The 11990-nt window shown below is 70.3% G+C and carries 8 protein-coding genes; 5 read left to right on the top strand and 3 right to left on the bottom strand.

Annotated elements, in window-relative coordinates:
* Positions 1–50 precede the first annotated feature (50 nt).
* Both QM582_RS15310 and QM582_RS15305 read right to left on the bottom strand, forming a co-directional pair.
* Positions 51–902, bottom strand: coding sequence for a PHP domain-containing protein (locus QM582_RS15310; protein ID WP_415085815.1), 852 nt, complete (start codon positions 900–902; stop codon positions 51–53).
* 178 nt (positions 903–1080) lie between these two features.
* The gene (locus tag QM582_RS15305; RefSeq protein WP_415085813.1) at positions 1081–5754 is read right to left on the bottom strand and encodes an NAD-glutamate dehydrogenase; all 4674 of its coding nucleotides are present in this window, start codon (positions 5752–5754) and stop codon (positions 1081–1083) included.
* A gap of 217 nt (positions 5755–5971) precedes the next feature.
* Here QM582_RS15305 and QM582_RS15300 point away from each other — a divergent pair, with 217 nt between their 5' ends.
* Positions 5972–6457, top strand: a complete 486-nt coding sequence (locus QM582_RS15300) for a DUF2505 domain-containing protein (RefSeq protein ID WP_415085812.1) — start codon at positions 5972–5974, stop codon at positions 6455–6457.
* 90 nt (positions 6458–6547) lie between these two features.
* On the opposite strand, the gene QM582_RS15295 is transcribed toward QM582_RS15300, so the two are convergent.
* The gene (locus tag QM582_RS15295) at positions 6548–7672 is read right to left on the bottom strand and encodes a TIGR04053 family radical SAM/SPASM domain-containing protein (protein ID WP_415085810.1); all 1125 of its coding nucleotides are present in this window, start codon (positions 7670–7672) and stop codon (positions 6548–6550) included.
* A 187-nt stretch (positions 7673–7859) separates the two neighbouring features.
* Between QM582_RS15295 and QM582_RS15290 the strand changes: the two genes are divergently transcribed.
* The 4 genes from QM582_RS15290 to QM582_RS15275 all read left to right on the top strand — a co-directional run bounded on the left by QM582_RS15290 (position 7860) and on the right by QM582_RS15275 (position 11771).
* Positions 7860–9083 carry an MFS transporter gene (locus QM582_RS15290; RefSeq protein WP_415085808.1) on the top strand — a complete coding sequence of 408 codons (1224 nt, stop codon included), beginning with the start codon at positions 7860–7862 and terminating at the stop codon, positions 9081–9083.
* Positions 9058–9795, top strand: coding sequence for a MerR family transcriptional regulator (locus tag QM582_RS15285; protein ID WP_415085806.1), 738 nt, complete (start codon positions 9058–9060; stop codon positions 9793–9795). The genes QM582_RS15290 and QM582_RS15285 overlap by 26 nt, the downstream gene beginning before the upstream one ends.
* 88 nt (positions 9796–9883) lie before the next feature.
* Positions 9884–10942: an ArsR family transcriptional regulator gene (locus tag QM582_RS15280; protein WP_415085805.1), complete on the top strand. Its 1059-nt coding sequence runs from the start codon at positions 9884–9886 to the stop codon at positions 10940–10942.
* 1 nt (position 10943) lies between these two features.
* Positions 10944–11771, top strand: a complete 828-nt coding sequence (locus QM582_RS15275; protein WP_415085803.1) for a hypothetical protein — start codon at positions 10944–10946, stop codon at positions 11769–11771.
* Positions 11772–11990 lie beyond the last annotated feature (219 nt).

The following is an 11990-nucleotide window of genomic DNA, read 5'->3' as shown; positions in this document are numbered from 1 at the left end:
GCTGAGTTCAGCGAGCCCCAAATAGTTAGGCGAGCGCAAGGTGAGGCGAGCTACAGCTGGCCGCCGCGGGCCCGAATCCGGCGGACCAGCTCCAGGTACACCTCGGGGGTGGTGGTCTCGCAGCCCAGCGGGTTGTTCACCTTGCCCAGGCCGTGATGGTCGGACGACCCCAGGGTGAGCAGCCCAAGCCGCTCGGCCAGCGCCCGCAACCGCACCCGAGTGTCGGCGTCGTGGTCGGGGTGATCGACCTCCACCCCCTCCAGCCGGTACTCCATGGTCAGCTCGGACAGCCTGGCCGGGGTCAGCTCGCGGTCGCGTCCGCGTCCCCACGGGTGCGCGATCACCGGGACGCCGCCGGCCCGCCGGATCAGCTCGACACCGCGCCGCAGATCGCAGGAGTAGCGGTTGGCGTAGGCCGGGCCGCCCTCGTAGAGGAACCGGTCGAAGGCCTCCTGCCGGTCCTTCACGTAGCCCTTGGCGACCATCGCGTCCGCGACGTGCGGACGTCCCAGCGACGGGCTGGCCCCGACCTGCGCGGCGATCTCGGTCTCGGTGAGCGGCATGCCCAGCCCGGCCAGCTTGGCCAGCATCTCCGGCAGCCGCCCGGTGCGTCCCACCCGGACCCGGGCCAGTTCGTCCAGCAGCGGCTCGACGTGCGGGTCGCAGCCGTAGCCGAGCAGGTGCACGCTGGCGCCGTCCAGCTGGCAGGACATCTCGATCCCGGGCAGCACCACGACGCCCGCCTCGTCGGCCGCCAACCGGGCCTCGCGCAGCCCGTCGAAGGTGTCGTGATCGGTCAGCCCCAGCACGTCGATGCCGGCCTGGGCGGCCTTGCGCACCAGCTGGGTGGGCGTGTCGGTGCCGTCGGAGACGCTGGAATGGGTGTGCAGGTCGATCCGCATGCGGGTAATCCTGCCGCACCCGCCGGCGTCGCACGGCCGGCGCCCAGCCTTGCGGCACCTGTCACGGGTCTGCACCGGGCAGATACCCGGCGGATCTCAGCACAGCAGTTGGTGCCGAGATCCGCCGACTGTCCGCCACTGGTTGGCCAGGTGCCGACAAGCTCGACCAGCGAAAGCCTCAGCCGGGCAGCAGCGACCGCACCACCCGGACGCCGACGCTCACCCGCGCCACATCCGGCTCCTCGCAGACCGCGGCCAGGGTGGCGACCTTGTCCGGGATCGCCGGTGTGCGGGCCAGCCACTCGTCGACCTGCTCACCGGCCGGCCGGGACGGATCGACCAACACCGCCGAGGTGAGTTGTGCGTGCACCCCCAGCAGGTCGTCGCGCAGCGCGGCCCGGGCCATCGTCTCCCAGCGGTCGTGCTGCGGCAGCGCCACGATGGTGTCGTGCAACTGATCCAGCCCGAGCCGGTCGGCCAGGTCGAAGGCGACCGCGGCGACCGTGAGCACCGGGGCCTGCCTGGCCTGCGCGATCTCGACGATGGCCATCGCGAAGTGCGAGTAGGCGTCCTGAGCCACCTCCTCAGCGAGCGATTGCGGCACCCCCTGGGCGGTCAGCCGCTCGACGTGCCGGGCAGCGGTCGCGGCCTGCCGAGGAGTCAGCAGCGAACCCAACCCTGCCCGCACCTCACGGACACCGTCGGTGAACTGCGCGGTGGCGGCGACGATGTCGAGAGGTGCCCGGCGGTTGGCCAGCAGCCACCGGGTGGCCCGCTCCACCATGCGACGCAGCGCCACCCGCAGCTCGGTGACCACCTGGGCGCTCAGGTCGCTGGCGCCGCGCAGCGCCACCTCCGACTTGCCGACCTGGTAGATCGACCGGGCCGCCAGCTGGGCCCGGATCACCTCGGTGATCGCGGCGTTGGTTTCGTTGTGCAACCGGAAGTAGGCGGTGATGCCCTGGGAATCGACGAAACGGTTCACCGCGACCGAGGTGATGATCTCGCGAGCCAGCCGGTGCCGGGTCATACCTTCGGCGTAGCGGGCCTGCAACTCCTTCGGGAAGTACTGGATCAGCCGGTCGGCCAGATACGCGTCGTCGGGCAGATCGGAAGCCAGCACCTGATCGGTGAGGTAGATCTTCGTCCAGGCCAGCAGCGTGGCCAGCTCCGGCCGGGTCAGCCCGCGTCCGGATTCCCGGCGCTGGTCGAGCTGCCGGGCCGTCGGCAGGAACTCGATCTCCCGATCGAGATACCCGGCCCGCTCCAGGATCTGCATCCAGCCCTCGTAGGCGCTGGTCAGCTCGGCGCCGCGAAAGGCGGAATTCGACAGGGCCAGGTTCTGCGCCAGGTTGTGGCTCAGCACCAGCTCGGCCACCTCGTCGGTCATCGACGCCAGCAGCTCGTTGCGCTGCTGGAGTTCCAGCCTTCCGGCGGCCACCTCGGGTGCCAGCAGGATCTTGATGTTCACCTCGTGGTCGGAGGTGTCCACACCGGCCGAATTGTCGATGGCGTCGGTGTTGATTCGTCCGCCGGCCACTGCGTACTCGACACGCCCGAGCTGGGTCCAGCCCAGGTTGCCGCCCTCCCCCACACACAGTGCCCGCACCTCGCCGCCGTTCACCCGGACGGCGTCGTTGGCCTTGTCGCCGACCTCGGCGTTGGTCTCGGTGGAGCCCTTGACGTAGGTGCCGATGCCGCCGTTCCAGAGCAGGTCGACCGGCGCCTTCAAGATCGCGTTGATCAGGTCGGCCGGGGTGAGAGAGCGGACCCCCTCGTCCAATCCGAGCGCGGCCCGCACCTCGGCACTGATCGGGATCGACTTCAGCGTCCGGGCGTACACCCCGCCGCCGGCCGAGATCAGGTTGCGGTCGTAGTCGGCCCAGGACGACCGGGGCAGCCGGAACAGCCGCTCCCGTTCGGCGAAGCTGCTCGCGGCGTCCGGGTTCGGGTCGAGGAAGATGTGCAGGTGGTTGAAGGCGGCCACCAGTCGGGTGTGCCGGCTGCGCAGCATGCCGTTGCCGAACACGTCGCCGGCCATATCGCCGATCCCGACACAGCTGAAGTCCTCGCTCTGGCAGTCCCGGCCGAGTTCGACGAAGTGCCGCTTCACCGACTCCCAGGCCCCGCGCGCGGTGATGCCCATCGACTTGTGGTCGTAGCCGGCCGAGCCGCCGGACGCGAACGCGTCGCCGAGCCAGAAGCCGCGCGCCAGCGAGATCTCGTTGGCGATGTCGGAGAAGGTGGCGGTGCCCTTGTCGGCGGCCACCACCAGGTAGGGGTCGTCGCCGTCCCAGCGGACCACGTCCGCCGGCGGCACCACCTCACCGGCGACGATGTTGTCGGTCACGGTGAGCAGGGACGCGATGAAGACCTGGTAGCAGGCCACCCCCTCGGCCAGCCAGGCAGCCCGGTCGACGCCGGGGTCGGGCAGGTGCTGCGGCACGAAGCCGCCCTTGGCGCCGGACGGCACGATCACGCTGTTCTTCACCATCTGCGCCTTGACCAGGCCGAGCACCTCGGTGCGGAAGTCCTCTCGGCGGTCCGACCAGCGCAACCCGCCGCGGGCGACGCTGCCGAACCGCAGATGGACGCCCTGCACCCGCGGCGAGTAGACGAAGATCTCGAACATCGGCCGCGGCTCCGGCAGCAGCGCCAGCTCGCGGGGCAGCACCTTGAAGGCGTGCGCCGGGGCGTCCGGCTGGAACGCGTTGGTGCGGATCATCGCCCGCAGCACCGCCAGGAACAGCCGCAGGATGCGGTCGGCGTCCAGGCTGGCCACCTCGGCCAGCTGCTGTTCGATCCGCGCGAAGGCCTCCTCGACGGCGGCCGCCCGGGCGTCGGAGTCGGGGAACCCCTGGGCCGGGTCGAATTTGGTCCGGAAGGCGGTCACCAGGGCGGCGGCGATCTCCGGGTTGTCGTTCAGCGCCGCCGCCACGTACGGCTGGCTGTACGGAATGCCGGCCTGCACCAGGTAGCGCGAGATCGCCCGCAGCCAGGCGATCTCCTGCCAGGCCAGCCCGCCGGTGGTGACCAGCCGGTTGAACTTCCCCGATTCGGCCTTGCCCCGGTAGGTGGCGTCGAAGGTGTCGACGAAGCGTTCCTGCAGTTCGGCGCTCCAGTCCTCGCCGGCGTCCAGGTCACCGGCCAGTTTCAGGCCGAAGTCGTACAGATACACGGTCCGTCCGCGCAGCTGCAGCTCGTAGGGCCGCTCGTCGAGCACCTCGACGCCCAGCACCGACAGGTGCGGCATCGCGTCGGCCAGCGACATGTGCCGGTACGACATCACCTTGAACCGGATGTCGGCGGGATCGGACGGCCAGACCGGGCTGTACACCTGGTAGGCCAGATCGTCGTCGTCGGCCAGCCCGTTGGCCAGCACCAGGTCCTCCACGCCGACCTGGGCGGAGTATTCCTCCTTGTAGGCGTCGCTGAACTCGACCCCGCGGGCCTCACTGGCCAGGTCCCGGGCGGCGCTCTCGAATTCGTCGTCCCAGCTCCGGGTGGCGGCCTCGATCCGGGACTCCAGCGCGGCCTCGTCCAGGTCGGCGAGCAGCGGGTCGCCGTCCGGACGCTTCACCACGAAGAACAGCCGGGCCAGCACCGATTCGGTGACTCGGGCCTGGTGTTCGACCGACTCGCCGCCCAGCTCCTCCAGCAGGATCCGCTGGATGGCCTCCCGGACGTCGGTGGTGTAGCGGTCCCGGGGCAGGTAGACCTGCACCGAGACGAACCGGCCGTAGCAGCCGCGCCGGACGAACACCCGGACCACCCGGCGGTCCTTGAACTGGGCCTCCTGGGCGATCACCGGCAGCAACTCGGCGGTGCTGGCCTGGAACAGCTCGTCGCGCGGGTAGCTGTCGATCACCTGCCGGATCGCCGAACCGCCGTGGCTGTGCGGGTCGAAGCCGGACGCGGTGAGCAGCCGTTGCGCCTTGCGGGCCAGCAGCGGGATCTCCCAGACGCTCTCGCTGTAGGCGGCCGCCGCGAACAGGCCCAGGAAGCGGCGCTCCCCGACCAGCCGGCCGGTGGCGTCGTAGCGCCGGACGCCGACGTAGTCGAGATAGGCGGGCCGGTGCACCGGGGAGCGGCGGGAGTCCTTGGTCAGCACGATCAGCGCCCGGTCGCCGTCGATCGGGACGGCCCGGAACTCGTCCGCGGCGGGCTCTCCGCGCAGGATGCCCAGCCCGGTGCCGGGAACCGGCCGGTAGTCGCCGTCGGCGTCGCAGTCGGCCTCCCGGTAGCCCAGCAGCACGAAATTGCCGTCCTTGAGCCACTGCAGCAGGTCGGTCACCTCGCGGACGTCGTGCGGGCTGACCGGCTGCGGATTGTCGTTGATCAGGTCGATGGTCTCGGCCAGCCGCTGTTGCATCGGCTGCCAGTCGTCGACGGCCGCATGGACCGCCTCCAGCCCGCCGCTGAGCGCGTCGCGCAGCGGGTCGGCGAGTTCCTCGGCGGACCGGCCCAGCGGCGGGAACACCTCGACGCAGATCCACGATTCGGCGATCCGTCCGGCCCCGGTGGCCAGCCCGGTCATCGTGCCGTCGCCGTCGCGGGACACCTCGTACTGCGGATGGAACAGCGAGCGGATGCTCCAGCCGCCCCGGGTGATGTCCATGCTGACGGTGTCGACCAGGAACGGCCGATCGTCGGTGACGATCAGGATGACGGTCGAGGCGCCCGGGCGTCCGGCGTCCGGCAGCTGCACCCGCACCTTGCTCTCACCGGGCCTGCGGACCCGGCCCAGCCCCAGGTGGGCGGCGATCAGGCCGGCCACCTGGCCGGGATCGAGGGCGCCCAGCTCGCCGTCGGGAAGATGCCGGACGTAGTTCTCAGCGAACCCTTCCGGCAACCCACCGGATTGCGAATCTTTGAGCAGATCAACCAGCCGACCGGTCAAACTGTTGATCCAGTCTGACTTGGACGGATTTATTGCGGCCACATCGCCTCCTTGCCGGGACCACGTCATCGTGATCCCCACACTGTAGTAGGCGGTTGCGGCGCTGTCCCCTGCCCCCTCCGCCATCCGGCCACAGCATCGGCGAGCCGGCTACGGCACAATGGCCGGCATGCAGATCCAGGCCCGCAACGACTTCGCCGCGGACACCGTGACCACTCACGCCATGCTCACCGACCCGGCCTTCCTGACCGCCGTCTGCGTCGCCTCCGGCGACCTGGCCTACCGGGTGGACGGCGTCCCCGAGCGCACCGCGGTGGAGCGCCGGTTGGAGTCGCCGTCCGCCGTCCGCGGCCTGCTCGGCGACACCCTGACCCTGCTGCAGGACATCCGCTGGAACCCGGCCGGCCCGGACGGCGGCCGCACCGGGCGGCTGGAACTGACCGTGCAGGGCATGCCGGCCCGCGCCGAGCTCGCCATCGACCTGCGCCCCGGCGGACGCGGCACCCAGGTCGACTTCACCGGCGAGTTCACCATCAAGGTGCCCCTGGTCGGACGCTCCCTGGAGGGCAAGGCCGTCCCGGCGCTGACCGCCGGCTTCGACGTCCAGCAGCAGGTCGGCGACGACTGGCTGGCCGGACGCCGCGGCCAGAACTGACCGCCCCTCGGCCACCGCGGTACGACGGGGACGGTTCCTTTCGTCCCACTCGGTACGACGGGGACGGTTCCTTTCGTCCCACTCGGCCACTCAGGCGTGCACGGCCTCCCGGTCGGCGGCCGGTACGTACGGGCAGAGCGGATCGGATTCCAGCAGGTCACCGGTCCAGGCGTAGGCCCGGGCCCGCGAGCCGCCGCACCACTGGTTGAACTCGCAGCGTCCGCAGCGCCCGGCGAAGCCGTCCGGTTCGCGCAGCGCCCGCATGGTGGGGTGATCCCGGTAGAGGCTGACCAGCGACTCGCGCTTGACGTTGCCGACGGTCACCGGGAGGAAGCCGGACGGGGTGACGTCACCGGTGCTGGACACGAAGACGATGCCGTTGCCGTCCCGGATGCCGAAGCCGCGGGCCATCGGCGACGCCTCGATCTCGGCATCGGTGAGGCCGCGACGGCGGGCGGCCCGGGCGGCGATCCGGCGGTACTGCATGGCCTCGGTGGTCTTCACCTGGAACGGCGCGGTGCGGGACAGCCCGTTCAGCCAGACGATCAGCCGTTCCGCCTCGCCGGCGCTCACCTCGGTGAGCTGGGTGCCGCGTCCGATGCTGATCAGGAAGAACAGGCTCCAGCGCAGGATCTTCCGGGTGGCCAGCAGCTCGTAGACGGCCGGCAGGTCGGGCGCGGTGCTGGCGGTGACCAGGGTGTTGATCTGCACCGGCAGGTCCAGCCGGTTGGCCCACTCCAGCGCCTCCAGGGTGGCCTCGAAAGTACCCTCCACGCCGCGGACGCCGTCGTGGGCGGCCGGGTTCGAGCCGTCCAGGCTGAGCGAGATGGCCTGGACGCCGGCGGCCTGCACCTGCGCCAGCCGCTCCGGGGTGAGCAGCGGGGTCACCGCCGGCGCCAGCGACACCCCGATCTCGCGGGCCCGGGCCTCGTCCAGCAGCAGGTCGAGGTCGGGCCGGCGCAGCGGATCGCCACCGGTGAACACCACATGTGGCAGCGGTGTGCCGAAGCCGGCCAGGTCGTCCAGCAGATCGATGGCCTCGGCGGTGCTGAGCTCGCCCGGCGACGGCAGCGGCATCGCGGTCGCCCGGCAATGCCGGCAGGCCAGGCCGCAGGCGTTGGTCAACTCCCAGTAGACGATCATCGGTGCCCGGCGGTAGGCCCAGCCGGTGGGCTTCACGGCGCCGATGGCGTGTGGATGGGTTGACGAGACCATCTGTTTCCCCTTGTGAAGGCAGTGTGCGCGGCGCCGGTCAGGCATCGCCGCAGGTGCTGAGGAGCGTGTTGCCGACCCTCGATTCCGGTCTATCACGACGGGTCCGGCGGCGTGGCCGATCCGGGAATCGCGCCCGAACCGGGTCCGAGTTGACCTTGACGCTACGTCAACCCGCACACTCGTCTGGGTGAAGACCACGACGACCCTGCCGCTCTACTTGACCGCCACCGCGACCTCGCTGTTCGGCAACTCGGCGATCTCGATCGTGCTGCCCTGGCTGGTGCTGGAGCGCACCGGCGACCCGGCGATGGCCGGTACGGTCGCCGCGGCCAGCGCGCTGCCCGGCGCGATCGCCGCCTTCGCCGGCGGGCACCTGATCGACAAGATCGGACGCCGGCGGATGTCGGTGCTCTCCGACATCGGCTCGGCGCTGGCGGTCGCCGCGCTGGCCGTCGTCGACGCCACCCTCGGGCTGGACGTGACCTGGTTCATCGTCCTCGGCGTGCTCGGGGCGCTGTTCGACGTGCCGGGGATGACCGCCCGCGAGACACTGCTGGCCAACGTCTCGCAGACCTCCGGGGTCGCCTTGGACAAGGTGGCATCGCTGCGCGGCATGCTGTTCGGGCTGTCCTTCCTGGCCGGCCCGGCGCTGGCCGGCTGGCTGCTCGCCCTGCTGCCCGCGATCACCGTGGTCTGGCTGACCGCCGCCTGCTCGGCCCTGGCCGCGCTCGCCATCGCGGTGATGCCGCTGCTGCCGTCGGACGCCGCGCCCGGCGAGGACAACTCTCCGCTGGCCGGCTTCACCCACATCCGGCGCAGCCCTCCGCTGCTGATCATGCTGGTGGTCAGCCTGGGTTCGATGGTGCTGGTCGCACCGCTGCTCAGCGTCGTGCTGCCCGCCCACTTCGTGGCGCTGGCCGCGCCGGGCCTGCTCGGGCTCACCCTGTCGGCCTACGCGGTCGGCACCATGGCGGGCTCCGGCATCTACGGCTGGGCGTTCGCCGGACGCCGCTGGGCGGCCTGGGTGGCGGCCAACCTGCTCTACGTCGTCTCGGCGGTGCTGATCGCCACCCTGGACGGTTTCTGGCTGATCGCCGCCGGCATGGTGGCCGCCGGCCTCGGCTCGGGGCTGCTGCAGCCGATCAGCACCGTGGTGCTGACCGAGCACGTCCCGGACGCCCTGCGCGGCCGGGTCTTCGGCGCCTACTCCGCCCTCGCCATGGTGGCCAGCCCGCTCGGGCTGGGGCTGATGGCGATGGTGCTGGCCGGTGCCGATCTGCGGTTCGGCGCCTGGATGCTGGCCGCCGGCTGGGTCGCGGTGGGGGTCTACGCCCTCGTCGTGCCCGGCCTCAGGGGCTACATTCAGCCGCGACAGGAGGACGCCCATGCTGACCATCGGCCGGCTGGCTGACTACGTCGGGGTGACCCGGCGGGCGATCCGGCACTACCACGCGCTCGGCCTGCTGCCCGAGCCCGAGCGGGACGCGTCCGGCTACCGCAGCTACGACGCCCAGGCCCTGGTCGACCTGCACCGGATCAAGGTGCTCACCGACGCCGGCGTCCCGCTGTCGCGGGTGCGGGAGCTGATCGATGCCGGGCCGGACACCTTCGCCGCGGCCGTCGCCCAGATCGACACCGACCTGCAGGCCCGGATCGCGGACCTGCAGGCCACCCGGCGATCCCTGGCCGGGCTCGCCGCGCGGGGTGAGCCGTTCCTGCCGCCGCAGGTGTCCCGGATGCACGCCGAGATGCGCGCCCTCGGCGTCTCGGAGCGCACCCTGGAGATGGAGCGGGACGCCTGGCTGCTGATCCAGGTGCTGTTCCCCGACCTGATCGCGCCCTGGATCGACACCCAGCACGCGATGCTGACCGACCCGGGCTACCGCGAGCTCTACCTGCGCACCGACCAGGCCTTCGACTTCGCGCCGGACGATCCCCGGATCGAGGAGATCGCCCAGGCCACCGTCGAATGGATGATGACCTATCGCCCGCCGCCCGATCCGGCCGAGTGGAAGGACGACGCCCTCGCCCAGCAGTTGGTGGTCAACTACCGGCGTGACGCGTCCCCCGGCTGGCGCCGGCTGATGGAGCGGATGGAGGAACTGGCCCAGGACCGGCTCTGAGCGGGCCATGGGCCGCCGCTGAACTTAGCAGCGACCCCCGGCACACCTTGCTGTTCCGTTCTTTCACATGTTCCTTATACTGTGGAACATGGATGATCGTGGAACAGTCGTCGATACGATCCTGCGTCAGCTTGATGCGTTGCGCTCGGGAGCCTCCAGCCCCGACGCCCCCGGCCGATCGACCACGCCGATGGTCGATCTCGTGCTCCCGCCGGCTGGCATCACGCTGACAGTCAACGTCCGGCGGACGAGCATGACCGATCGCGCTGACGCCCGGCGGCTACCCGAACCTCGACCGGGCGACCATCCGGTCCTGATCGCCCCGTTCCTGTCACCCGCAGTCCGGGACGAACTGCGACGTTCCGGCTGGTCGTACTCCGACGCAACCGGCAACCTCCTGATTCAGAGCTCGAACCCGCTTGTCTGGATCGATCGGCTCGGCGCGAACCGCGACCCCTCCCCCGACCCGTTGAGCGGCCCACAGCGGCTGCGATCGTTGAAGGGACGCTCGGCCTCGGAGGTCATCGTCAGACTGTTGGCGAACGGCCAGGTTGCTTCGGTGCGAGAGCTCGCACGGCAGACCGAGGTAGGCGTCGCAACGGTCAGCCGAGTCGTTGAGTTCTTGCGTGACGCCGGACTGGTGGCCGATGTCCGTAGCGGGAAGATCGTGGTCTCAGACAAGCGCCGCCTGGCCCTTCGGTGGGCCGACGACTACAGCTTCACCGGAACCTTCAAGGCAAAGCGGTACTACTCGATGCTCGGCGATGAGATCGTTCTACAGCGGCTGCGGTCAGCCGCCCTGCCGGACTACGCGATCACCGGTGTACGCGCGGCCAATGACTTCATCGGCCAGAAGAACCGGGTCGGACTGTTGCCCAGCACCGACCTCTGGCTATATGTCGCCGACCTGGAGCACGCCTTGACCGTGCTCGACCTGGTCCCGGATCCTCGCGGAACGATACTCGTCGCCCAGGCCGACTTTCTGACGTCGCCCGAGAGCTACCGATCGGGTGCCTCCGAGCTTCGATCGGCCCAACCATGGCGAGTGGTCGGCGATCTGCTCTCGACTTCGGGCCGAACAGCGGCAGTGGGCGACGACCTTCTGCGTGAACTGCTGGCCAGCGGCCCTACCGGGATGGGTGTTTGAGGTGGCCATGTCGCCGTCCCCGGAGCACATCGCAGCACGACGCGTGCTTCTCGACGCGCTCACCCTGATGCAGGACCAGCTTGATGCGCTCGTCCTTGTCGGAGCCCAAGCGGTGTATCACCATGCACCACTCGGCGATCCGCGACCGACGTACACCACGGACGGCGACCTGGTCATCGATCCCGACCTGTTGGGCGAGCGCCCCGATCTGGGGGCGACGCTCACCGCAGCCGGATTCACCCTCGACCGCCACGGCAATCCGGGTCATTGGATCTCGCCCGACGGCGTTGTCATCGATCTGATGGTGCCTGCTGGATCCCTTTCGGCCAGCACTCGGCGGACGGCTCGCCTACCGGGACAAACACCGAGCACTGCCCGCCGAACCGATGGCCTCGAAGTGGCTCTGGTCGACAACGCCCGGGCGGAGCTGGCTGCGTTGGAGCCGTCCGACCACCGCCGGATCACCCTCAAGGTCGCAGGCCCCGCAGCCCTGGTGGTCGCCAAGGCATGCAAGATGAGGGAGCGCGTTCATCTCGGGAAGCCCGACCGGATCTCTAGCAAGGACGCCGGCGACCTTCTCCGCTTGATGCGGAACGTTCCACCCGCCGTCATAGGCACTCGTCTCGCCACGCTAGCGAACGTATCCACCGCGCGTGCCCAGATTGTCGATGTGGTCGACTGGCTGGACGGCCAGGCCTCAACGCGCAACTCCGACCTGCTGCGACTCGCCGTTGATGACCTGCGAACCGTCGAGCCCGCGGCCCGTGTGCGTGTGGCTACGACGACACTCCTTAGACGCCTCACCGATGCCTATCGCGCCGTGCGGTAGGCCACACGCGACGGTTGGCTCTCCGCCCGCCCTTCGACGTGTGACAGGCTTCGCCCATGGCGGACGACCGACAACCTCGCCAGCACCTTGACGAACATCGGCGCCACGCTCGGGGACCTGGGCCGATATGACGAGGCCCCCGCCACTCCAAGGAAGCCCTCGGCCACTGGGCACACCCTCGCCCATGACCATCCCACCAGGTACGCAGGCCTTGTCGCA

The organism is Micropruina sp. (assembly GCF_047607385.1).
GTDB lineage: Bacteria > Actinomycetota > Actinomycetes > Propionibacteriales > Propionibacteriaceae > Micropruina.
This window is presented reverse-complemented; position numbering and strand designations above follow the sequence as displayed.

Coding starts and splice junctions, on each gene's coding strand:
- QM582_RS15310 (WP_415085815.1), bottom strand. CDS start 902: ATGCGGATCGACCTGCACACCCATTCCAGCGTCTCCGACGGCACCGAC.
- QM582_RS15300 (WP_415085812.1), top strand. CDS start 5,972: ATGCAGATCCAGGCCCGCAACGACTTCGCCGCGGACACCGTGACCACT.
- QM582_RS15295 (WP_415085810.1), bottom strand. CDS start 7,672: ATGGTCTCGTCAACCCATCCACACGCCATCGGCGCCGTGAAGCCCACC.
- QM582_RS15285 (WP_415085806.1), top strand. CDS start 9,058: ATGCTGACCATCGGCCGGCTGGCTGACTACGTCGGGGTGACCCGGCGG.
- QM582_RS15280 (WP_415085805.1), top strand. CDS start 9,884: ATGGATGATCGTGGAACAGTCGTCGATACGATCCTGCGTCAGCTTGAT.